Source organism: Mesorhizobium sp. LNHC209A00, assembly GCF_000502915.1.
Taxonomy (GTDB): Bacteria; Pseudomonadota; Alphaproteobacteria; order Rhizobiales; family Rhizobiaceae; genus Mesorhizobium.
Genome location: NZ_AYWT01000007.1, coordinates 168,179 through 190,262, shown reverse-complemented (window position 1 = coordinate 190,262; position 22,084 = coordinate 168,179). Strand labels below are relative to the sequence as shown.

The 22,084-nt window shown below is 61.9% G+C and carries 25 protein-coding genes and 1 pseudogene; 16 read left to right on the top strand and 10 right to left on the bottom strand.

Annotated elements, in window-relative coordinates; genetic code table 11:
* Nucleotides 1-7: 7 nt before the first annotated feature.
* On the bottom strand, nucleotides 8-1,438 hold the full coding sequence (locus X739_RS146935) for a patatin-like phospholipase family protein (protein WP_023795122.1): 1,431 nt from the start codon (nucleotides 1,436-1,438) through the stop codon (nucleotides 8-10).
* Between the two features lie 38 nt (nucleotides 1,439-1,476).
* Complete coding sequence (locus tag X739_RS146940) at nucleotides 1,477-2,196, bottom strand: carbonic anhydrase (protein WP_023773118.1); 720 nt, start codon at nucleotides 2,194-2,196, stop codon at nucleotides 1,477-1,479.
* 100 nt (nucleotides 2,197-2,296) lie between these two features.
* On the opposite strand from X739_RS146940, the gene X739_RS1000000171365 reads away from it, so the two are divergent.
* Both X739_RS1000000171365 and X739_RS146950 read left to right on the top strand, forming a co-directional pair.
* Nucleotides 2,297-2,608 carry a hypothetical protein gene (locus X739_RS1000000171365; RefSeq protein WP_023795121.1) on the top strand — a complete coding sequence of 104 codons (312 nt, stop codon included), beginning with the start codon at nucleotides 2,297-2,299 and terminating at the stop codon, nucleotides 2,606-2,608.
* A gap of 255 nt (nucleotides 2,609-2,863) precedes the next feature.
* Nucleotides 2,864-3,403 (top strand): J domain-containing protein, encoded by a 540-nt coding sequence (locus tag X739_RS146950; protein ID WP_023773120.1) that lies wholly within the window; start codon nucleotides 2,864-2,866, stop codon nucleotides 3,401-3,403.
* Nucleotides 3,404-3,425: 22 nt separating this feature from the next.
* Here X739_RS146950 and X739_RS146955 read toward each other — a convergent pair whose 3' ends face one another.
* The gene (locus X739_RS146955; protein ID WP_023795120.1) at nucleotides 3,426-4,004 is read right to left on the bottom strand and encodes an NUDIX domain-containing protein; all 579 of its coding nucleotides are present in this window, start codon (nucleotides 4,002-4,004) and stop codon (nucleotides 3,426-3,428) included.
* Nucleotides 4,005-4,161: 157 nt separating this feature from the next.
* Here X739_RS146955 and X739_RS146960 point away from each other — a divergent pair, with 157 nt between their 5' ends.
* The 3 genes from X739_RS146960 to X739_RS146965 all read left to right on the top strand — a co-directional run bounded on the left by X739_RS146960 (nucleotide 4,162) and on the right by X739_RS146965 (nucleotide 5,965).
* Entirely contained in the window at nucleotides 4,162-5,265 is a 1,104-nt protein-coding gene (locus tag X739_RS146960) for an NADH:flavin oxidoreductase/NADH oxidase (RefSeq protein ID WP_023773122.1), read from the top strand.
* 108 nt (nucleotides 5,266-5,373) lie between these two features.
* A complete protein-coding gene (locus X739_RS0134700; protein ID WP_051407654.1) occupies nucleotides 5,374-5,697 on the top strand; it encodes a DUF982 domain-containing protein in 324 nt (107 codons plus the stop codon).
* Nucleotides 5,698-5,725: 28 nt separating this feature from the next.
* Nucleotides 5,726-5,965 (top strand): DUF2188 domain-containing protein, encoded by a 240-nt coding sequence (locus X739_RS146965; protein ID WP_015318080.1) that lies wholly within the window; start codon nucleotides 5,726-5,728, stop codon nucleotides 5,963-5,965.
* A gap of 71 nt (nucleotides 5,966-6,036) precedes the next feature.
* Here X739_RS146965 and X739_RS146970 read toward each other — a convergent pair whose 3' ends face one another.
* Nucleotides 6,037-6,321, bottom strand: coding sequence for a hypothetical protein (locus tag X739_RS146970; RefSeq protein WP_023773124.1), 285 nt, complete (start codon nucleotides 6,319-6,321; stop codon nucleotides 6,037-6,039).
* A gap of 369 nt (nucleotides 6,322-6,690) precedes the next feature.
* Between X739_RS146970 and X739_RS146975 the strand changes: the two genes are divergently transcribed.
* The 8 genes and pseudogenes from X739_RS146975 (at nucleotide 6,691) to X739_RS147005 (ending at nucleotide 14,962) form a co-directional block, all read left to right on the top strand.
* Complete coding sequence (locus X739_RS146975; RefSeq protein WP_023773125.1) at nucleotides 6,691-7,434, top strand: competence/damage-inducible protein A; 744 nt, start codon at nucleotides 6,691-6,693, stop codon at nucleotides 7,432-7,434.
* An 81-nt stretch (nucleotides 7,435-7,515) separates the two neighbouring features.
* Nucleotides 7,516-8,349, top strand: a complete 834-nt coding sequence (locus X739_RS146980) for a universal stress protein (protein WP_023773126.1) — start codon at nucleotides 7,516-7,518, stop codon at nucleotides 8,347-8,349.
* Between the two features lie 114 nt (nucleotides 8,350-8,463).
* Complete coding sequence (gene gpt / locus X739_RS146985) at nucleotides 8,464-8,964, top strand: xanthine phosphoribosyltransferase (protein WP_015318084.1); 501 nt, start codon at nucleotides 8,464-8,466, stop codon at nucleotides 8,962-8,964.
* 212 nt (nucleotides 8,965-9,176) lie between these two features.
* Nucleotides 9,177-9,665, top strand: a complete 489-nt coding sequence (locus X739_RS146990) for an NUDIX hydrolase (protein WP_023773127.1) — start codon at nucleotides 9,177-9,179, stop codon at nucleotides 9,663-9,665.
* A 100-nt stretch (nucleotides 9,666-9,765) separates the two neighbouring features.
* Nucleotides 9,766-10,077: a PilZ domain-containing protein gene (locus X739_RS146995; RefSeq protein ID WP_023773128.1), complete on the top strand. Its 312-nt coding sequence runs from the start codon at nucleotides 9,766-9,768 to the stop codon at nucleotides 10,075-10,077.
* 667 nt (nucleotides 10,078-10,744) lie between these two features.
* A complete protein-coding gene (locus tag X739_RS147000; protein WP_023773129.1) occupies nucleotides 10,745-14,539 on the top strand; it encodes a vitamin B12-dependent ribonucleotide reductase in 3,795 nt (1,264 codons plus the stop codon).
* Between the two features lie 6 nt (nucleotides 14,540-14,545).
* Nucleotides 14,546-14,751: pseudogene (locus tag X739_RS1000000168205) on the top strand (type II toxin-antitoxin system HicA family toxin).
* A 4-nt stretch (nucleotides 14,752-14,755) separates the two neighbouring features.
* Nucleotides 14,756-14,962 carry a type II toxin-antitoxin system HicB family antitoxin gene (locus X739_RS147005; protein WP_023795119.1) on the top strand — a complete coding sequence of 69 codons (207 nt, stop codon included), beginning with the start codon at nucleotides 14,756-14,758 and terminating at the stop codon, nucleotides 14,960-14,962.
* Between the two features lie 954 nt (nucleotides 14,963-15,916).
* On the opposite strand, the gene X739_RS147015 is transcribed toward X739_RS147005, so the two are convergent.
* Nucleotides 15,917-16,270: a hypothetical protein gene (locus X739_RS147015; RefSeq protein ID WP_023773132.1), complete on the bottom strand. Its 354-nt coding sequence runs from the start codon at nucleotides 16,268-16,270 to the stop codon at nucleotides 15,917-15,919.
* Nucleotides 16,271-16,459: 189 nt separating this feature from the next.
* Here X739_RS147015 and X739_RS147020 point away from each other — a divergent pair, with 189 nt between their 5' ends.
* Complete coding sequence (locus tag X739_RS147020; protein WP_023773133.1) at nucleotides 16,460-16,819, top strand: hypothetical protein; 360 nt, start codon at nucleotides 16,460-16,462, stop codon at nucleotides 16,817-16,819.
* 11 nt (nucleotides 16,820-16,830) lie between these two features.
* On the opposite strand, the gene X739_RS1000000171360 is transcribed toward X739_RS147020, so the two are convergent.
* Together X739_RS1000000171360 and X739_RS01000000166305 are read right to left on the bottom strand one after the other, a co-directional pair.
* Nucleotides 16,831-17,175 carry a DUF3592 domain-containing protein gene (locus X739_RS1000000171360; RefSeq protein ID WP_348625761.1) on the bottom strand — a complete coding sequence of 115 codons (345 nt, stop codon included), beginning with the start codon at nucleotides 17,173-17,175 and terminating at the stop codon, nucleotides 16,831-16,833.
* Nucleotides 17,081-17,809, bottom strand: coding sequence for a DUF3592 domain-containing protein (locus tag X739_RS01000000166305; RefSeq protein WP_245273896.1), 729 nt, complete (start codon nucleotides 17,807-17,809; stop codon nucleotides 17,081-17,083). Before X739_RS01000000166305 ends, X739_RS1000000171360 begins: the two co-directional genes overlap by 95 nt.
* A 323-nt stretch (nucleotides 17,810-18,132) precedes the next feature.
* Between X739_RS01000000166305 and X739_RS147025 the strand changes: the two genes are divergently transcribed.
* Nucleotides 18,133-18,321: a hypothetical protein gene (locus X739_RS147025; protein WP_023795118.1), complete on the top strand. Its 189-nt coding sequence runs from the start codon at nucleotides 18,133-18,135 to the stop codon at nucleotides 18,319-18,321.
* Between the two features lie 36 nt (nucleotides 18,322-18,357).
* On the opposite strand, the gene X739_RS147030 is transcribed toward X739_RS147025, so the two are convergent.
* Nucleotides 18,358-19,428 carry a GH25 family lysozyme gene (locus X739_RS147030; protein ID WP_023795117.1) on the bottom strand — a complete coding sequence of 357 codons (1,071 nt, stop codon included), beginning with the start codon at nucleotides 19,426-19,428 and terminating at the stop codon, nucleotides 18,358-18,360.
* 166 nt (nucleotides 19,429-19,594) lie between these two features.
* Here X739_RS147030 and X739_RS147035 point away from each other — a divergent pair, with 166 nt between their 5' ends.
* Nucleotides 19,595-20,392, top strand: coding sequence for a DedA family protein (locus X739_RS147035; protein WP_245273895.1), 798 nt, complete (start codon nucleotides 19,595-19,597; stop codon nucleotides 20,390-20,392).
* Nucleotides 20,393-20,419: 27 nt separating this feature from the next.
* On the opposite strand, the gene X739_RS147040 is transcribed toward X739_RS147035, so the two are convergent.
* Both X739_RS147040 and X739_RS147045 read right to left on the bottom strand, forming a co-directional pair.
* The gene (locus X739_RS147040; protein ID WP_023795115.1) at nucleotides 20,420-21,211 is read right to left on the bottom strand and encodes a phosphodiester glycosidase family protein; all 792 of its coding nucleotides are present in this window, start codon (nucleotides 21,209-21,211) and stop codon (nucleotides 20,420-20,422) included.
* Between the two features lie 104 nt (nucleotides 21,212-21,315).
* Nucleotides 21,316-21,942, bottom strand: a complete 627-nt coding sequence (locus X739_RS147045; protein ID WP_023795114.1) for a transglutaminase-like cysteine peptidase — start codon at nucleotides 21,940-21,942, stop codon at nucleotides 21,316-21,318.
* Between the last annotated feature and the right edge of the window lie 142 nt (nucleotides 21,943-22,084).

Here is a 22,084-nt window from a genome sequence, read left to right as displayed (position 1 = left end):
GAGGTCGTCAGTTGATGACCGCCATTACGATTCCGGCGCGTCCTTGCGCCCTGCCGAACGCCTGCCGCAGGCGCGGGTTGACGCGCACCGCCTCGCGGCCGGCCGAGATGGTTCTGTCGACCTGTTCCGGCGTCAGCCTAAGCCGGGTCGGAATAGCGTTCAGCGCGGTCAGATCGGCCGGGGGCAGATCGCCAAACGAGACCAATTCCACCGCCATCCTCACGTCGCGGCAGTCCCAGCCGGCAAGGCTGCCGCGGTAGCGCGCCACCGTGACTGTCGGGAGGCCGCAGCGATACCTGACCAGCTTCTGGCGCCACAGCCGGAACGCCAGCTTCAGGGCATCGAATTCATCACGCACCGAGGACGATATCGAGGTTCCCGTGGTAGCATCGATCATGTCGACCAGACCTGGGCCCTGCTTGACCTCGACCCACTTCGGTTCGGTCCGTCGCCCGGCGTCCGCCACGATCATGATCAGGGTGCGCATCCTGATCGCCGCTTGTGGCGACAGCGGACTGTGGGCGTCCTCTGCGGTGTCGATGGATTCGGCGAAGCCGACCACGGCGATATTGTCGGTCAGACCGCCATCGAGGAGCTTGATATAGTTGACGCGGTCGTTGTTCTGATAGGAGTCCATGGCCCGGGCCGCCGCTTTGACCCGCACCGGCGCTTCAGCATCCTGCAGCCCATGCTTGATCCAGGCCGGCTGCTTGTAGTTGCATTTGGTTTGCGGCGTGGTCGTCGAGATGACCATAGGGGCGAATACCAGCGGAAACGCGGCTGAGGCCGCCACTGCATCAGCGATGCGCAGCCTGTCGAGATCGCTGCAAATCGCCGCGAACCGGTCATATGTGAAGCCGAAGGCGGTTGCGTTGTAGATATCGGAAGCATGGATCCAGACAAGCGGCGCTCCGGGGCGCTTGAAGGCGCTATAGGTGGCGCCGTCGAAAAGGTTTCTATTCAGCCAGGCGGCAAAGGTGCCGCGGTCGTTGACGCCACCACGCCAAAGCCGCGCCAGATTGGCCGGCGCGAGCCTTGCCGTATGCAACGAACTCTCGGCATTCTGGATCAGGAAGCGCTCTCGCAGGTCACGGTAGCCGTGGCCCTTGTAGCCGAGATAAGCAGCCGTCACTGCCCCGCCCGAAACACCACCGACGACACGCACATCATCGATCAGCGTATGGGCACGCCGGCCACTGTCGATGGTCACGTCGTCGAGCGCCCTCAGCACGCCATAAGCGAAGGCGGCGGCGCGCGTCCCGCCACCGGAGAACGACAGAGCGACCACGGTCGAGCCGTCGTCGGCAGCATCCGGGATGAACGCCGGCGAGCCCGGCCCGACCTGTGTCAAATGGGTGTTGATCGGCTCGACATCGTTTGTCGCGCAACCGCTCAATAATGAGCCTGCCAAAGCCAGCCAAGCCAGACGCCGACGCATCGAGGCCCCCAGAGCCTTCGATCTCGACGACGGGTGTGTCATTCGACGTAAGTCACCGCACCCGTTGGCAAATCATAGATTGCCGCGACTATCTTCAGCTTCCCCGCCTTGATGAGGCCGGCCAGCACCTTGCTCGAGGCGGCCAGGCGCCTCGCGGTCCTCCGCGCGCTTTCCTTGGCGGTGTTGTCGACGAAATCACCCGCTTCGCTCCGCACTGCTATCGCCGCGGGCAGGATCGGTTCGATCATTGGGCCGATCGCACCAGGATAGGTCGCGTTCTTGGTCACCACGTCGCACGCCGCCTTGACGGCGCCGCAGTTTGTGTGCGCCAGAACGACGATCAAGGGTGAACCAAGCACCGCTGCCCCGTACTCGACCGTACCGAGCGTGGCAGTGTCGACGAGGTTGCCAGCATTCCGGGCGACGAACAGTTCTCCAACGCCGTGACCGCCGAAGATCAGTTCAGGCGGAACGCGACTGTCGGCGCAACTGATGATCGTGGCCCAGGGCGCCTGGTGTGCGGCGACAGCATTCCGCTGCGCGGCAAGGTCTATCGAGCAGAGTTCCGGGTGACTGACGTAGCTTTCGTTGCCGGATTTCAGTGCGGCGAGCGCTTCATCGGGGCTCAGCGAGGTCACGGCACCTTGGGCCGCGCGCGCCGACCATGTGGCGCCACCAACGCCGAACGCAACGAGCCCCGCGGCGACTTTGAGGAAATCTCTCCGGTCGACCGCTGTACCATCACAGGTGCTGCACATTCTTAATTCCCCGCCCTAGTCCCCAAGGCATAATATGCGCTTGCTCTAATATGTAGGCAAGCGATTGGTGACAAAGTCAGGATTATGCGATGAGGCCGGGATGCGATACGACGAAAGCCACCCCAACGCAGTGCTGGGTGTGCGCTCATATCAATCGGCTTACCGCCTGTTAGGTGACCTTAAGCGAGAAATTGCTGTGGATCTGGATGCCCAGTCGCTCGCCTTTTCTCCAGCGCACTTCCGCTCGATAATTCGCACCGTCCAAAGGCACGCGCAGCCGGAAGGTATTTGGCACTTCAACCCCCGCAGCGACACGCAGCTCGGCGCCGTGCTCATGCTGGTTTCTGACGGCGCAGCCTATTTCGCCATTCTGCGTGATTATGAACGCCTCCTTCAAAACCACCTCGCGTAAGTGCGTCCGACGCTCTACTAGAGGTTCAGAAGGTTTATCGGTCATGGCAAGCCGCCTCCGATGAGCGAAATGCTACCAGACCAAGGTCTGCAGCTCAGGACGCAAAGGTCTGATTTTTTCGCTTAATTCCTGTATCTGTCCCTTTGTACGCTCGGCACATTAGTAAATCGTGAAATATATACTCTATGGTCGTCGCCAAAATTGTCACCTGACGGTGAGACAGAAACGGCCGAAAATGGGATGGGGAAGCCAGGTATGTTCATCGATTTCTACGAAATGCTGGAAATCAGTCCGAATGCCAATTCGGAAACAATAGAACGCATTTTTCGTCATTTTGCCATGCGCTACCACCCCGACAACCAAGTCACCGGCAACGAGTCACGCTTCAGCGATATTCTTGAGGCTCACAACACGCTCAAGGATCCGGTCAAGCGTGCGCAGTACGACATTCAGTACAAGGCCCATTTGAACCACCGGGCCGAGCTGACCGATGAGGCGAGCAATACAAAGGGCTTCGATCGAGATTCCGTCATTCAAGCTAAAGTGCTGTCACTGCTGTATGTAAAACGCCGACAGGACGTCAACCATCCCGGTATTGGCGACGAAGAACTCGAACGAATGTCAGGCTGTCCGCAAGAGCACCTCGAGTTTCACCTCTGGTATCTGAAAGCGAAGGACTGGATAGCCAGGACGGAAAACGGCACGTTCGCCATCACCGTCGAAGGCGTCGATCGCGTTAATTCCGAACATCATCGTGACGCGGCCACCACCCGACTGTTGGGTCACGCGAGCTGAATTGAGATCGCTCGGTCTCTGATCAAGCCGTCACTGGGTTCAGCTTCAAATGCTGGATCAGGATGATGGTCTTGGCGTCGACAATGCGGCCATCGGCGATGCCGGCCAGCGCTTCGTCGAGCGGCATATCCAGGACCTCGATGTCCTCGCCCTCCTCCGGAGCGCCGCCGCCGGCCGAGATGCGGTCGGCGGGCGAGTAGCGCGCGACGAAGAACCAGAGCCGCTCGGTGACGCTGCCTGGGCTCATATAGGGCGAGAACAGCCGCTCGATGTACTTCAACCGGTAACCCAGTTCTTCCTCGGCTTCCTTGCGGATGGCGGTTTCCGGATCGTTTTCGTCCAGCAGGCCGGCGCAGGCCTCGATCAGCGGCTCGCGGTGGCCGGTGACGTAAGCGGGATAGCGGAATTGTCGCACCAGAAGCACGGTCGAGCGCTGGGGGTCATAGGGCAGGATCACCGCGCCGTCGCCGCGATCATAGGTCTGGCGGACCTGCGTCTCCCATTGGCCGTCGCGCCGGCGATAGTCGAGCACGGTCTTTTTCAGGACCGCCCAGTCGTCGGAGAGAACCTCTTCCGAGCGGATACGAACGCGGTCTTCCATATGACACCTCGATGCTGGCTGGCGGACGCAGGCGTAGCCGCGAACCGGAACAGGCGCAATCGGGCCAGCGATTGGTCCAGCGCGCTTCACCGTCTCGTGTGTGGTATGGACGGGTGCCGTCGCCTAGATAGCGCATTCCCCTTCTCGGAGTTTTTCCATGACGACATCGCTTTTCCAGCCGATCACCCTCGATGGGCTCACCTTCCCCAACCGCATCGCCGTGGCGCCGATGTGCCAGTATTCCGCCGAGGACGGCTCGGCCAGCGACTGGCATCTTTACCACTGGATGAACCTTGCCATGTCCGGTGCCGGCATGGTCACGGTGGAGATGACCGATGTCGAGCGGCGCGGACGCATCAGCCATGGCTGTCTCGGCCTCTACTCCGAAGACAATGAAGCCGCCGCGCGACGCGCGCTGGATGCGGCCAAGCGCGTGGCCGCACCCGGCACCAAATTCGGCACGCAGCTGGCGCATGCCGGCCGCAAGGCCTCGAACCGCAAACCCTGGGAAGGCGGCGGCCCGTTGCAGCCAAACGAGGATCCCTGGCAGACCGTCTCGGCCTCGGCCATCGCCTACGACACCGGCTGGAACGTGCCGCGCGCCCTGGACGACGAGGAAATCCTGCAGCTCGTCGAGCGGTTCGCGGACGCCGCAAGGCGGGCCGACCGTGCCGGCTTCGACTTCATCGAACTGCATGCGGCGCATGGCTACCTCATCTTCCAGTTCCTGTCGCCGCTGTCCAACCAGCGCACGGATCGCTGGGGTGGCTCGCTGGAAAACCGGATGCGTCTCGTCGTCGAGATCGCCAGGGCGGTGAAGAAAGCCGCACCGAAACTGATGCTCGGCGCACGGCTGTCGGTGAAGGACTGGGTCGATGGCGGCTTTGACGTCGCGGACGCGGTCGAGGTGGCGAAAGCGCTGAAGGCCGAAGGCGTCGCCTATCTCTGCTGCTCGAGCGGCGGCAATTCGCCATTGCAGAAATTGCCCACCGGCCCCGGCTATCAGGTGCATCTGGCCGAAGCCGTGCGCAAGGGCGCGGGCATCCCGACCCGGGCGGTCGGCCTGATCGACGACCCGAAACAGGCCGAGGCTGTTATCGCGGAGGGTCGCGCCGACATGGTGGCCCTGGCGCGAGCCTTCCTCGCCGATCCGCGCTGGGGATGGCGTGCGGCCGCCACGTTCAGCGAAAAGATTCATCCGGCGCCGCAACTCGCCCGCTCGGTGACGACGATGGAACATTGGATGAAGGCCGCCGGCTGATCGCCCATTCTCCCGGTACCGGCGCGCTGCCCAAGGGCGTCGCGACCTTTGGGCGCAGGCCGAAGGCCACTTTTGCAACCAAATTGGCTGCTTTGCGTTGCGGCCATGATGATGGACAACAAACCCTTTGAAACGCCGGTCGTGGTCGAGCTTGGCCATGTCGGCAAATATCGCCATATCCGCTCGACCCAGGAGGCGGCCGAGTGCCTGATGACGGTGTGGCCGCTCAATCGCGGGCCTCGTCATCGTGATGCCCTCGACACTTGCCTCAAAGTGCTGGAAGGTTATCGTTCGACAGCGGAGGCGCGCCGGGCACTGATCGAGGCCGCCAGGGAATCGGAAGTGCTGGTGCCCGACGACAAGCTGCCCGACGACCGGCTGCCCGACGACCGGCTGCCCGACGACCGGCTGCCCGATGACCGGCTGCATTGAGCAGGCGGACCTTTAACTGGAGGTTTAGATGGCGAAGCTGACTTACAAGATCGTCGAGCATGACGGTGGCTGGGCCTACAAGGTCGGTGCGACCTTCTCGGAGACATTTCCCACCCATCAGGATGCATTGCGCGCCGCCGAGATCGCTTCGGCCGAACAACAGGTGGCGGGTTCCACAGATGGCATCCAGTACGAGGACGCCGAGGGCAAATGGCACGAGGAACTGGCCGACGGTCGCGATCGGCCTCAGACTGAAATCTCGGATTGATCCAGCCCTCCGCCAGCCGCGGACGCCAGGAGAGACGGCGTCCCGCGGCAGGCAATACGCGGCTGGCCTATTTATTTACCGCAATACTGATCGTTGACGTTGCCCTGCGCGTTCGCATCAGGGCCTGGCGTGCTTGAGGCACAAGGTCCGGCCGGGCCGGGATTGCCAAGAGTGCTCAATCGGGAGCCGTCGGCGTTGATGCTGCCAGTGGTGCTCTGGTCGACGGCAGAGGAATCCTCATTGCCGAACAGCCACCAATAGTGATGGTTGGAATAGGTAGCGTCCGACGATTGGGCCATCGCCGATGTGGCGAGACCGATGGTCAGGAAGGATGCTGCGAAAAGTTTCCTGTACATTGATTTTTCTCCGTATCTTGATCTTGGCCGCCTTGGGATGCGACACGGCGTAAACCTGACCGTCAGCCGCGTGGTTCCCTGAAATTCTCGTGAAGTGGCGGTGATGCCGGGTTGGCAAAGCGTGTGCCGCCATGCGCTCGAAGGATGTGACCTGTTCGGGCGCGATGGTTTGCGGCATGTGGCCAAGGCCGCCGACCACCTCGGCCTTCGTCGCTCTCCGGGACCGAGGATAATCTGGAAGGGCTTGTTCCCACCCTGCTCAAGCGCGCCGGGTACTGCAATGCAGGTGATATCGTTCGCCTTTGGACGGCCATTGCCGCCGCCCATCCGCCGCGCTATTTCAGGCGACCCGTCCTTCCGGAGCCTTCCATGCCTGAAATCGTCACTGCCGCCATGCTCGTCATCGGCGATGAGATTCTGTCCGGCCGCACCAAGGACAAGAACATCGGCCATCTCGCCGATATCATGACGGCAATTGGCATCGACCTGAAGGAGGTGCGCATTGTTCCCGACGAGGAAGACGAGATCGTCGCGGCGGTGAATGCCGTGCGCGCACGCTATACCTATGTCTTCACCACCGGCGGCATCGGCCCGACGCATGACGACATCACAGCCGATTCGATCGCCAAGGCATTCGGTGTGCCTTGCGAATACGATGCCAAGGCCTATGCCCTGCTGGAGGCGAGCTATGCCGCGCGCGGCATCGAATACACGGAGGCGCGCAAGCGCATGGCGCGGATGCCTCGCGGCGCCGACCATATCGACAACCCGGTGTCCGTGGCGCCCGGATTCCGCATTGGCAACGTCCATGTCATGGCCGGCGTGCCCTCCATCTTCCAGGCCATGCTCGACAAGGTCGTGCCGACCTTGAGAGCCGGCACCAAAATGCTGTCGGCCACGGTGCACTGTCCGTTCGGCGAGGGCCTTGTCGGCGGGCCATTGGGCGAGATCCAGAAAGCCCATCCGGATACGATCATCGGCTCCTATCCCAAATATGGCGACGGCAAGTTCTGGACCGAACTGGTCGTTCGTGCCCGCAGCGCGGAGGCGCTTGAAGCCGCGCGCGCCGATGTCGAGGCCTTGGTGGCAGGCTTCGCGGCTAAGGCGAGCTGATCCGCTGCAAACCGGAACCAAGAACGACGCTACAACGTTTCCCTGCCGCGGGCTCGCCACTCGCGGGATTGAGGGGTCATCATGCGTTTCAAGACCATCATTGCCATTCTGCAGAACGAGCAGGACGCCGAGCGGGTGCTCGACTGCGCCATTCCGCTTGCCAGCCGCTTCGAGAGCCATCTGATCGGCATCCATGCCGAGGCGCTCCCGGTGCCCTACACGTCGGCGACGGGCTTTCCCGATACGGAATTCCTGCAGGTGTCCGCCGACATGAACCGGGAGCGGGCCGACAAACTCGAGGCTGTCTTCGTGAAGCGGATCGAGGATTCCGGCCTTTCCTTCGAATGGCGCAGCCTGGAGAGCTTCTCCGGCGACAGCGCACTGACCGGCATTTCAAGCGTGCGCGCCGCCGATCTCATCATCGCCGCCCAACGCGAGACCGGCGGCGATCCGAGCGCGGACGTCGATACGCTTGTCTACGACGCTGGCCGGCCGGTGCTGGTGGTGCCGAGTGCGGGCCCGCTGGTCACCACCTTCAAACGGGTGCTGCTTGCCTGGAACGGCAGCAAGGAGGCCGCGCGCGCCGCCTTCGATGCCTTGCCTTTCATCATCGAGGCCGAGAAAACCGACATACTGGTCATCGATCCGCCCGATTCGCTCGACGAACGCCCGGAGGCCGCGGGCGCCGAAATCGCGTCGGCCCTGTCGCGCCACGGCGCCACCGTCAGCGTCTCGGTGCAGAAATCGGGCGGCACCTCGGTCGACGACATGATCCAGAACAGGATCACCGAGACCGGCGCCGATCTGCTGGTGCTTGGCGCCTACAGCCACTCCTGGCTGCGCCAGCTGCTGTTCGGCGGGGTAACACGCACGGTGCTGCGCTCGGCACAGGTCGCGGCCTTCCTGTCGCGATAAGTCCACAGCGATTGCTACGGGCCGCCCTTGCCAAGTCCGGGGGTTTCCAGTTAATTCCGCGCGCATTCCCTGTTTCTTGCACGCGGCCGCCGCGTGCCGTGGAGTGCGCGAGACATGTCCCTTCCCGAAAAAGCCTTCCCGGTCTCCTGGGATCAGTTCCATCGAGACGCGCGCGCACTTGCCTGGCGGCTTGCCGGCACCAGCAAAGGTCAGTGGAAGGCTATCGTCTGCATCACGCGTGGTGGCCTGGTCCCGGCGGCGATCATTTCGCGCGAACTCGGCATCCGCGTGATCGAGACGGTCTGTGTCGCCTCTTATCACGACTACACCAGCCAAGGGCAGTTGCAGGTGCTGAAGGAGATCACGCCGGCCTTGCTGGCCGACGATGGCGCCGGCGTGCTGATCGTCGACGACCTGACCGACACCGGCAAGACCGCCGGCATCGTGCGGGCAATGATGCCGAAGGCCCATTTCGCGACCGTCTACGCCAAACCGAAAGGCCGGCCGCTGGTCGATACGTTCGTCACCGAGGTCAGCCAGGACACCTGGATCTATTTTCCCTGGGACATGGGTTTCACCTATCAGAAGCCGATCGCCGACGATCACGCCGGCTGATTCGCGGCAAGCTGCTTTTTTCCAATCAAGCCGGTGCCGAACGGGCAATATTTGCTTGCGCGGAGGGCCCCGCCGCCAAGGTATCCTGTGAAATCGACCGTTGTTGGCGGCAATCAGCCAGCGTGACCGAAGTTTTTACTTTTATTGGTCACAATTAGCCGTAAGATTCATGAGACGGCAAACGATTCTGGAGGCTGGGGCTAGCTTCTCCGATGTTGACACGGCCAACGACGCACAATCACCTTGCTGAAAGGGTCAGGCGACTCTTCGGCACGGCGCCGTGCCGTCTGCAGGTTGCCGCCCTGCCCTGGCGCGATGTCGGGAATGGCGTCGAGGTCATGTTGATCACCAGCCGTGATACTGGCCGCTGGGTGCTCCCAAAAGGCTGGCCGGAAGCTAGGGAGCCGCTCTGCGAAGCGGCCGCCCGGGAGGCCGCCGAGGAAGCCGGCTTGCGCGGAAACATCTCTCATCTCGAAGCCGGTCGTTATTTCTATGCCAAGGTACTGGCTTCGGGCGATGAAGTGCCTTGCGAGGTTCTGGTGTTCCCACTGCACGTCGAAAAGGTCGCGGACCGCTGGAAGGAAAAGCACTCCCGCACCCGCAAATGGGTCAGTTCCAGCGAGGCCGTGCGCATGCTCAATGAACCCGACCTTTGCCAGATCATTGCCTATTTCTGTGCCGACCCACGCAGGTTCTCCTGATCGACGCCTTTCGCGTGTATCGCGGCGGACGCACAACCTTGTGCCGCAAGGGTTTGCTAATTTTTGTTGGTTAGGATCGATCAGTCTTGGCGTTTGATCGATGGCGAATCCCGCAGACCCACTTCAGCACGATCCCGGCGAGCCGCAGCGCGAGCATCGTCCGCGCGTGCTCAAAGGTGGAACAGTCATCACGGGGATCCAGAATTCCGAAATCGCCTGTACGGTGCGCAACCAGCATGCGGGCGGCGCCGAACTGAAATTACCCGCCGAAGCCCGGGTCCCCGATCATTTCCTTCTCTACATACCGCTCGACGGCGTGGCCTATCGCTGCGAGGTCCGCTGGCGCCGCAGCGAGCGGATCGGCGTACAGTTCAACGGCACCGAACCCAAGCCGAAGCTACACTACGGCTGAAGGCGAGGCGCACCGGCTTGGCGGGCCTTTTGCGGCGTCCAGCAAATGTTTCGCCGCGCCCATGTCGCTGATCGCACCGGGTTGCCGCCGGGCAGATGGCCGACGGCGGGTCAATTCTATCCCCGTTATCCACATGTGTGACACACAAGATGTTGGGGTCACAAAAGCTACGCAAACGAATCCTTGACGGCCCGAAACGAGTCGCCTTTTATAGGCCATGCGCTCCTGTTGAGAGCGCGACCGGAAAGTTCTGAGCCCGGTCTTTTTCCCGGATTATGTGCGTTTTGCCCGCATTTCCGCCTATTTACGAGGCCGGCGGAAGCGTTGGGATCGTGGGTTGGTGGGCGACGAAAGGGAGAATTGTCGGACTGGAATAAATTGTCTGTTAATACTATATTTAGTGTTTGCAGCTAAGTTCGACGCTAGATAGTGTGAATTTCCCTCGGGTGAGGGAATCGAAAAATTCAGTTTTGAGGGGGCCCGCGGGCCGATTGGCAGCCTCGGCAGATGCCTGGCAAGGCATTATTGTCGTGTGCGTGGCCGAGCCTGCGAAGGGAGATGTCGGCATTGTTCGCAATGCCGACAAACGGCGGACTGCGCGTTTCGTCTTTTGGGGGCAGAAATCCCCTGATGAAAGCGCTACATATAGACAAAAGGGACCGGACCAATGCGCATCGAGCGTCGTTTCACCAAGCCAGGACATGCAGGTCAAGAAGGGGCAGCGTATGCGGAGATCGAATTCCGCAAGGCGCTTTCCGAGATCAAGAATCCGGATGGCTCGGTTGTGTTCCGCCTGGACAACATTGATGTGCCTGCGCAGTTCTCCCAGGTCGCCGCCGACATCCTGGCCCAGAAATATTTCCGCAAGGCCGGCGTCCCCGCGCGCCTGAAGAAGGTCGAGGAGAACGACGTCCCCTCCTTCCTGTGGCGTTCCGTCGCCGATGAGGCCGAACTCGCCAAGCTTCCCGAGGCCGAGCGCTATGGCTCCGAGATCGACGCCCGCCAGGTCTTCGACCGGCTGGCCGGCACCTGGACCTATTGGGGCTGGAAGGGCGGCTACTTCAAGGCGTCGGAGGAGGACGCGCGCGCCTTCCGCGACGAGCTTGCCTATATGCTGGCGACCCAGCGCGTCGCGCCGAACTCGCCGCAATGGTTCAACACCGGCCTGCACTGGGCCTATGGCATAGACGGTCCGAGCCAGGGTCACTTCTATGTCGACCCGTTCACCGGCAAGCTGACCAAGTCGAAATCCTCCTACGAGCATCCGCAGCCGCATGCCTGCTTCATCCAGGGCGTGCAGGACGACCTCGTCAACGAGGGCGGCATCATGGATCTGTGGGTGCGCGAGGCGCGCCTGTTCAAATATGGCTCGGGCACCGGCTCGAACTTCTCGCTGCTGCGCGGCGAAGGCGAAAAGCTGTCCGGCGGCGGCCGCTCGTCCGGCCTGATGAGCTTCCTCAAGATCGGCGACCGCGCCGCGGGTGCCATCAAGTCGGGCGGCACGACGCGCCGTGCGGCGAAAATGGTCATCGTCGACGCCGATCACCCCGATATCGAGGAATTCATCGACTGGAAGGTCAATGAAGAGCAGAAGGTCGCCTCGCTGGTGACCGGCTCCAAGATCGTCAAGAAGCATCTTGAAGCGATCATGAAGGCCTGCGTGAACTGCGAAGGCCATGATGACGACTGTTTCGATCCTGCCATCAACACGGCGCTGAAGCGCGAAATCAAGTTGGCCAAGAAATCGGCCGTGCCGGAAAACTACATCTACCGCGTCATCCAGTTCGCCAAGCAGGGCTACACCTCGATGTCGTTCAAGACGTACGACACCGACTGGGATTCTGACGCCTACCTCACCGTTTCGGGCCAGAACTCCAACAATTCGGTGTCGCTGAAGGACAATTTCCTACGCGCCGTTGAAGAGGACGCGGACTGGCACCTGACCGCCCGCAAGGACGGCAAGGTCTTGAAGACGCTGAAGGCGCGGGACCTCTGGGAAAAGATCGGCTACGCCGCCTGGGCGTCGGCTGATCCCGGCCTGCATTTCAACACCACGATGAACGACTGGCACACCTGCGCTTCGGCCGGTGCGATCCGGGCCTCCAACCCGTGCTCGGAATACATGTTCCTCGACGACACGGCCTGCAATCTCGCCTCGATCAACCTGCTCCCCTACCGCAATGCCGACGGCACGATCGATATCGCAGCCTACGAGCACACCGTGCGGCTGTGGACCATGGTGCTGGAGATCTCGGTCATGATGGCGCAGTTCCCGTCGAAGGAGATCGCCAAGCTCTCCTACGACTACCGAACGCTGGGCCTCGGCTATGCCAATATCGGCGGCCTGCTGATGACCTCGGGAATTCCCTACGATTCGGACGAGGGCCGCGCCATCTGCGCAGCGCTGACCGCGATCATGACCGGCGTCGCCTACTCCACCTCGGCCGAGATGGCCTCCGAACTTGGCGCCTTCCCCGACTATGACCGCAACGCCCAGAACATGCTGCGCGTCATGCGCAATCATCGTCGCGCCGCCTATGGCGAGAAGGACGGCTACGAGAAGCTGGCCGTCAATCCTGTGCCTCTCGTCGCATCGGACCTGAAGCAGCAGGATCTGGCCACTCACGCCAAAGCGGCCTGGGACCGCGCCATCGAACTCGGCGAGGAGCATGGCTACCGCAACGCACAGGCAACCGTGATCGCGCCGACCGGCACGATCGGCCTGGTCATGGATTGCGACACCACCGGCATCGAGCCCGACTTCGCCCTGGTGAAGTTCAAGAAGCTCGCCGGCGGCGGTTATTTCAAGATCATCAACCGCGCCGTGCCGGAAGCGCTTCGCACACTGGGCTATTCGGAGAGCCAGATTGCCGAGATCGAGGCTTACGCCGTCGGTCACGGCAACCTCAACCAGGCGCCGGCCGTCAACCCTGGCTCGCTCAAGGCCAAGGGCTTCACCGACGACAAGATCGCGGCGCTCAACGCGGCGCTGAAGTCGGCCTTCGACATCAAGTTCGTCTTCAACCAGTGGACGCTCGGCGCCGACTGGGTGAAGGAGACGTTCGGTTTCACCGACGAGCAGCTCAACGACTTCTCGTTCGAGATGCTGCCGGCGCTGGGTTTCTCCCGAAAGGACATCGAGGCCGCCAACATCCACGTTTGCGGTGCGATGACGCTGGAAGGCGCGCCCTTCCTCAAGGCCGAACACCTGCCCGTGTTCGACTGCGCCAGCCCGTGCGGCAAGATCGGCAAGCGCTCGCTGTCGATCAACAGCCACATCCAGATGATGGCGGCGGCACAGCCCTTCATTTCCGGCGCCATCTCCAAGACCATCAACATGCCGAACGACGCGACGGTGGAGGACGCAAAGAGCGCCTACATGCTGTCGTGGAAGCTGGCGCTGAAGGCCAACGCACTCTACCGCGACGGCTCGAAGCTGTCGCAGCCGCTCAATGCCTCGCTGCTCGCCGATGGCGAGGAGGACGAGGACGATGCGGTCGAGCAGCTGATCCAGGCACCGGCGGCGGCGCGCGCGGCGCAGATCACCGAGCGCATCGTCGAACGCATCATCGAACGCGTGTCGCGCGAGCAGGAAAAGCTGCCCGGCCGCCGCAAGGGTTATACGCAGAAGGCCAAGATCGGCGGCAACACGATCTTCCTGCGCACCGGCGAATATGACGATGGGCGTCTCGGCGAGATCTTCATCGACATGAACAAGGAGGGTGCCACCCTGCGTGGCCTTCTCAACAACTTCGCCATCGCGATCTCGCTTGGCCTGCAGTATGGTGTGCCGCTCGACGAATATGTGCACGCCTTCACCTTCACCAAGTTCGAGCCGGCCGGCATGGTCATCGGCAACGATGCCATCAAGAGCGCGACGTCGATCCTCGACTATGTGTTCCGTGAGCTGGCCATCTCCTATCTCGGCCGCAACGATCTCGCCCATGTCGACCAGTCGGATTTCTCCAACACCGCACTGGGCCGCGGCATCAGCGAAGGCAAGACCGACGCCGTCTCCAAGGGCCTGACCCGCGGTTCGCCAGTGAAGCTGGTGTCGAGGGCAAGCGGCAGCGAGCCGAAGGGCTTTGCCGGCTCCGGCACCCCTGCCCGCTCGGCGCCGACAGCCTTCTCCGGCTCCAACGTGCTAGCGTTGAAGCCGGCCAGCGACGAGGCGGTCGCCTACAAGCGCGATTATGAGGAGCGGGCCAAGGAACTGGCGGAAGACATCGCCTTCGAGGAAGCGGCCTCCGATGCCTCGACCGATACCACCGCGGCGCTGTTCACAGATACGGCGGCCCATGAAGCGGCCGAAGCGAAGAAACTCGCCGCCGACCGCCGCGCCAAGTCGCTGCTGCAGGGCTACACCGGCAATTCCTGCTCCGAGTGCCAGAATTTCACCATGGTGCGGAACGGGACATGTGAAAAGTGCGATACGTGCGGCGCGACGAGCGGGTGCAGCTGAGGAAACATGCTACCTCGGCTTACGGTTCGCGAGGTCATTCGCTCGCTGGAGGCTGACGGCTGGTATCTAGTCTAGTTGCAACCAAGGGCAGCCATCGCCAATATAAGCACAAAATCAAAGCCGGCCGCGTCACCGTGGCCGGTAAATCGTCTGAAGAAGTTGCGCCAGGTACACTGAACAGCATCCTCAAGCAGTCCGGTTTGAAGGAGTGATTGTATGCGTTATGCAGTAGTGATTGAAAACGCCGGCAATAATTTCTCTGCTTATGTGCCGGACTTGCCCGGCTGCATCGCGACGGGCGCGACCGTGCCTGAGGTGGAAGCAGAAATTCGTGATGCTATACGCTTTCATATCGAAGGCTTACGCGCCGATGGACTGGACGTGCCCAAAGGTGTCAGCTTAGCCGAGTATGTGGAGGCATAAAGCCGTTCGCCAGCTCGCGGCCATGCTCATGCGGCCGTCTAAGACTGTCACCGAACCGGACCACTCCTATTCTGCAAAGAGTTTCTACCATGTGCCGGAGAAGTCCGGCGTGTGTATGAGGAGGCGTGCGCAGTTCTTCATATCGGCCCTGCTGGTCAGGCAGTCTACTCGATTTTTTTACGAGCGACCTCTGCACTTGGAAATGCGAATGATGGGCCTTGAAGGGCCATTGGTTGTGCATCCAAGCAGGGTGGTTCGGGAACCTCATCATTGGCGAGCGCCTGCAACTCTTTGGCATAGGCGGCGCGGCCTGTCATCGCGCCAGGGGCAGTCCAGCCGGTCGCCTTCATACTTGCGGTAGTCTCGGCGAGCGAGCTGCGAACATTGCTTCGACTGAACCGTATGGCGCGCATCAAGCGTCTCGGTCCCCTTAGCGGCAACGGAGGAGGCCAAGGCATCGTCGCTCCCAGAGGCTGGGCCCCAAAAGAGAAGCACCGCATGCAAGCATCCCAGAAAGGCGTGCATATCAAGTCACTCTCTCATAAATTCCAGCAAATGGAGGCTCGGGCCAAACTAGACGCCATCCTTGAGAACTTGCCATGTGAGTAAGCCATTTCTCCTTCAAACAGGCAGATTCGCTGTAAGGGCTTCAAGACGGGAACTTCTTTGGCATGCCTTCCGCGACTTGATCATTCAACCAGCCCTAGAACCGCTGAAACTCAGGCCAACCGTCGAAATCCGCGATGCGTTCCCAAGGGCATGATCATTGCACTAGTCATAATGGATTTACTTTAGGCTTCCCTGCGGAGCGGCAAATCCGTCGTAAATCGTAGCTCCTTTGTGGAGTGAATTCTCCATCGCCTGAAAGGCCGTGGCTTCAGGTTACGGCTTAAAGCCGGATCGGTCCGCCCGTTGGCGGACAGGTCGCAGGCCCAGACGATCGATCTCATGGCGCTATTCATCGCGGCATCCCGTCAAGGTGAAGGCATCCCAGGCCGAGCCATCCGGATTGGCGTTGGCGAAATCGGCCCATTCGGTGAAAGCCGCACCGAAATCGGGCAGCAGCAGCCCCTCAGGCGCCGGGGTCGCTTCGCGCGAATTCAGCTGCTCGGCTCCGCCTCCGGTCAGGGCATAAATTTGCCCGTCCCATATCCGGCAAAGCCCGCTGTCGTCTTGCAGACCCGCTTCGCGGTCGTCGTTGGTGCAGGGGTGGCGGATGGTACCGAGCGGAAACGAATTCTTGCCATTGGTCCAGGTAATATCGGCCGGCAGGCGTATGCCGGTATGAGGCACCGTCAGCGAGAACACCTGCGTCGTCAGTGCCGCCGGTTCGTGTCAATGAAGCAAGGCCGGCGGCGTGCCGGGCCGCACAGTCGCATCATCCGTGCAAAACCATAAGCGAAATCCGGACCGCTGCGTTTATCTGGTCGATCGAAAACTTGCCCCACACAAGCCCGCAATCTGTATGATCGAACGCAGCGGCCCAGGGGACAAGAGATGCAGCGTTTGACACTGATCATAGCGATCTCCGCAACTACGATTGTGCCGGCCGTAGCGGCAGCGCCCTATGTAGGGACATGGTCCAGGGACAGGTTGAACTGCCATGCGACCGCCGACGTCCAGCGCCAGACTGTCTTCACTGTGGATCAGTCGGCCCTGTCGTTTCCCGACCTCGGTTGCGAGCATGCGATCTTTCGCAAAACCGCCACCGGTTGGGTGGTTAACGCCAGCCAGTGCTATGGCGCGGACCCATCGCTTGACGAGCCATTTTCTCGCACCATCCATATCAAAAGAGACGGTGGGACGGTGCGGTTGAGCTGGCGCGGATTCGACAGCGGACCTCTCGTGCGCTGCTGAAGCGGTGACACTCAGACCAATCCGACCAGCAAGGCCGCGCCGCCGAGAAAGCCTGCCGAGCAGACCCACAGCAGCCATAGCCCGCGCACCCGGCATTCGAGCACCGCCGAGGCGGGGTTGGCGGGGTCATAGCGCACGTCGACCTTGCTGCCTTCGACATAGCGCCGCGCCTGACCGCCGACGAGGCCGGGCAGCGAGGCCGTCACGCTGGCGCCGAAAGCGACGCGATCGGCGCTGTAGCGCTCTCCGGCGACACCATAGCTAGACGATGCGGGATTTGAACACCGTGCGCCAAGGCCGGTACCCACCGCCCTCAAACCGGTCGCGGGTCTTGATTGCCTGCAGGCCGGACGCATCGATACGGCCGGCGGCGGTCGGCCATGTTGCCGCCTGCCCGGCAATCGATCTTTGGGCAAAGCCCATGCGCAGCACAAAAAGCCCCATGAACAGCAGGAATGCCGCCGCACCGAGGTTCCCCGGCTTGGGCAGATGCGGTCCGACAGCCTCCAGCACGCCACCGACCGAAAACACCAACACCAGCGCGCCAACCACGAGCCCGGCCGAAAGCTGGACCATGAACTTGAAGGCGCCGTCCGGCATGGTGCGCTCGATCACGGCCTTGCCCGGGCTGGACGGGTCATGGAACACGGTTACCGCCGCGCCACGCGGAAACCGCTCAAGGGTTTCCGCGACTTCGAAATTTCCGAGGTTCTCCTGCACGCTGTAGTGGGAGCTTTGAAATGTCTTGGCGCCCACCTTGTATTCATAGGTGATGGCCGGAAAATTGCGGATTTCGGTCGAAGTGCTGCTCTCCGAGCCAGTACCCGAGCTTGTCACCTCGCGCGCCTCGACGCGCGACGAGACGATCTTTCCAGGCGTCGGCAACCAGCGGCTGGCCGCCTTGACCTCGAGCCATTTCAGGAAGGTGACGATCGACAGCATGCCGGCGACCGCGCAGGCAAAGCCGACCAACAGAAACTTGAGCTCCAACTCGTCCCCCCGACGATTAGAGTGCGGCAGCACGCATAGTGACATCATGGCGACGGCAATGTCTCGTCTATTCGCAAGGTTAGGAAATGACCGCCGGAAAGGTTCAATGGTGTAGCGTGGCTACGGGAGCGACGACCGGCCGCTATTCGGCTATTGCCATGACGCGAACATAGCCCTCGAGCTGAAGGGCGCGGGGACTTATCCGAAGCACGGTGGGAACCGCGCCAGGAACTGGGCCAATGTGGCGGGCCATCCGGACGATGACGTGATAAAAGACGATCGATCCGATCGGATGAAGATCCACAACAGCCGGGACGATGCGCATGAGCGAACAAACCGAAGATGACACCGATATACTGAACCAGCTCGCCTATGTCAGGGCCGATCCGACCCAGCACGACACGCTGACCCTTCTCGCCATGATCGATGCCGCGATCGCCGAGATAATGGGCTTGAGGGCGCGGCTGAGTTTGAGCGAGGAAAAAAACGGCGGGAGCAACCAGTTCCGATAGGTGGACAGGACGAGCGCCGACGCGAAAGCATCTGTTCTAATCCGCGTCGGCCATCACCGCCCGACCTCCGCCGCCGGCCCAGGCGCGCCATTGCCGCTCATCGCCATGGAAGACGTTGAGATCGATGCGGCCGGTTACGCCATGCGACAGGCCGGAGCCGGAATATTGCCAGAACAGCCATTTGCGGCCCGGGTAAACCTTTGAAGGATGCCGGGCCACGGCGCGCAGCCAGAACGGGTAATCCGGGAATGCGCCCTGGAGATTGTCGCGATAGAAATCGGGCGCCGTGTAGATGATCGGCCGCTGGCCGTAGTGGCGCTCCAGCTTGTCCATGAACACCTGCATTTTCTCCAGCACCTTTTCGCGCGACGGACGCCGCTGGCAGCTGGAGTCGCCGTTCCACTCGACGTCGATCACCGGCGGCAGCGCGCCGTCGACCTTCGGCACGTTGCGGATGAACCAGTCGGCCTGCTCGCCGGCGGTGCGGCACCAGTAGAAGAAATGATAGGCACCGCGCTTCAGGCCGGCAGCGTCGGCGTCACGCCAGTTCTTCATAAACAGGGGATCAAGGTGGTCGCCGCCGTCGGTCGCCTTGATGTAGGCGAAGTTGGCGCCCTGGGCGCGCAGCTTCTCCCAGTTGACGTTGCCTTGCCAGCGCGACACGTCCACCCCGTGCACGGCAAGGTGTCGGGGCGAGGAGCGGCCGAAATTGATCGGCTTGGCATCGCGGAAGCCGTAACGCGTGACCGGGCCTGCCAGCATGGGCGGTGCCGCCCGCGACAACAGCTTCGGCGGCGACACCAGGGCTGCCTGCGCGATCGGCGGTTCGACGCTGTCGGGCAGTTCGGGTGCGGGAAACGCCACCGTCTCTTCCTCGGCAAGGCCAAAAGGCCGAGCGGTGTCCTCGGGCGCAACCTCAACCAGCTTGCGCGCCGCGTTTGCCTTGGCCATCGGAACGGACGCGATCGGCGCGCGTGGCCGCACCACCGAATTGGTGATTTCATTGGACGGCTTCTGCATGTCGAGCGCGTCCATGCCCGATGTCGACGAGCAGCCGGCAAGGCACAGCGATGCGATCACGAAACTGACGACGCCTGGTAACCGCATCTGGACCTGTACTCGAACACAACAGACCGAAGGCGACGGCCGACGGACAACCAGACGAGTTATGAACGAGAAATTACCAATAAAGTTTGAATCAAGGTTTTTTACCCTGCATGTAGCCGCTTTCAGGCAGTCGTCGGCATCGGCCCGGCCAAGCCTTGACAGGGCCATGATGTGGCTGTTGAGAACGGGTGTGCGGCGCGGCGGCCCTTGCCCGTGCCAAGGCCGCAAGCTGCCGGTCGAGAACTATTACGGCTGGCTCGTCGACGGCAAGCTCGACGAACTCAGGAGCCTGACAGCGGCAGCCGAGGAACACTTTCAACAGGGAGCTTGCGTGCAGTCGTTCATCGACCAGAGTGTGTGTATCATCGAGAACCATCAGGCCTGGGCGGGTCTCGTGGTCGGATTGCTGGCCTTCGGCGAGTCGCTGGTGCTGGTCGGCATCCTGTTGCCCGGCACCACGGTGTTGATCATCGTCGGCGGCTTGGTGGGCGCCGGCATCGTCCAGCCCCTGCCCGTTCTCCTCGCCGCTATGCTCGGCGCGGCGCTAGGCGACACTATCTCCTATTTTCTCGGCAAATGGCTGGGGCGCGGCGTCGTCCACAAATGGCCGCTCAACCGCTATCGCCGCGAGATCGCCAGGGCGCGCCTGTTCTTCCATCGCTACGGTGTCGCCGCCGTGTTCGTCGGCCGCTTCTTCGGTCCGGTGCGTGCCACCGTGCCGCTGGTCGCCGGCATGATGGGCATGAACAGGCGGCCCTTCCAGATTGCCAACATCCTGTCGGCGATCATCTGGGCGCCGGTCGTGCTGTCGCCTGGATGGCTGGTGGCGAAAGGAGCCGACAATCTGCCCGAACTCGACGCGACCAGCCTGGTCGGCCTGGCGGTGATCGCGGCCATGGTGGTGGCGATCATCGTCGCCGTGCTTGTCGTCAGAATGCGCGGCAGACGCAATGCACGGATTTAGGCGTGCCGCGATTGAGGGCGCCGTGCATCAGCCGCGCTTCCTGAAGACGCCGATCATCGGCCCCAGATTCCAGTAGTCGTCGTTGCGGCCGATGGCCGGAGCGAGCAGGCTCGATATCGTGCCGTCGAGAAAGAGCGCGTTGTCGCAGCCTAGCGCGTCGCGAAAAAGGCGAGCGAAGGCATGGAACGTCACCGTGCCGTTCGAGATGGCAAAGACGGCAACACCGTCCTTTCGCACTCCGACGCCGTCGCGGCTCTTGCGCGAGGTGCCGTCGGCCTGGAATTTCGGGTGAAGCTGGCCGTCGATCACCAGCATTGGCCCTGATTGTGTCGCATAGTCGGTGGCTGGCCGCTGCCTGACGAAGTCCTTGGTCGCCCGCACCACGGCCTTGCCGCGGCTGATATAGAAAATGCCATTCGGCTGCAGCGAAAAATTGCCGCTTCCCGATCCCGTTTTCACACCCGCCATTTCCTGGCCGCGTTCGACATAGAGGCCGACCGGCCTGAGATCGGGATGGTACATGCCGGCATTGATGGCGAACAGCAGGGTCCGGCCGGCCCTGCGCTGGGCGTTGTCAAGATTGTGCAGCGACTGAAAAGGCTTTCCTGCCGGGTCTTTCCAGAACAGTTCGATTGAATAGAGCTTCGGATCGACCTCGCAGACGAGGAAGCTCGTAGCCTCGAAGGAGACATCGCGGCACGGCGGCACCGAAGCGAACCACTGGCCGAATGCCACTGTCGTGGCGACCGCGTACGGCAACGCGGCCTTGAACAAGCTCAGCAGCAAGGGCGCCGAATACAGGACGGTCAAAAAATCCATGCGCGTTCCGGATTGGCAGTTCCAACGAACTGTCGTCGATAGCACCGCTTGCCGACACGATGAAGGAAAGAAGTATGGATTATGGCCCGGACGTCGGGCAGCGGCTATTTGACGGCGCTGACCAGTTCCTCTTCGCCGGCAAGAATGGAAACCCAGCGCCCGGTATTGTCGCTCGCCTGTCTTTTCAGATAGCGATACGGCGTCTGGTTCCAGAGGCGAACCTTGTCGACGAGATTGTCGAGAATGAAGTCGCCCTTGTCGGTGCGCACCGTCAGCACGGCATGGCCTTCGCCGTCCGGCTTGCGAACCACCGTCATCAGGAGGTTGGCTATGGCGATGCCCAGGCTGTTGAGCTCACGCCGCTTTTCCAGCGCGTAATCCTCGCAATCGCCGAAGCCATTGTCCGGATAGGCCCACCATTCCTCCTTGCCGTAATTGTCCATGTCGCTCATCGGCTTGACGCGCGCGTTAACCGAAAGGTTTACGGCGCCGATCTCCCGCAACAGCTTGCCGGTCATCTGTTCCGGCTCGCTGTCGGATGAACGGATCGAGCACTCGGCGGCATGGATCTTGCAAAAATCATAGTGGCCGATCGGCTGGGAGGTCGAGCCGCCGATAGCCATGGAAACGGGAGCCGTATAGGCGGAATTCGCCGCCGAACAGAAAGCAATCAGGGCAATCGCAAGCCCCAGCCCCTTCGCCTTCCGGCGCCAACCCATCGAGGATGCCATCCGGCCCCGCCCATCTGTTTTGTTAACAGAACGTTAAGGGCGGTTATATCCCGAAGTCAACCAAACCGACCGATTACCTCTTTGAGGACGCCGCATGCCCCTTCGAGGGTTGCAGCAGCGCAACACCGAGGTTCTGGTTAGG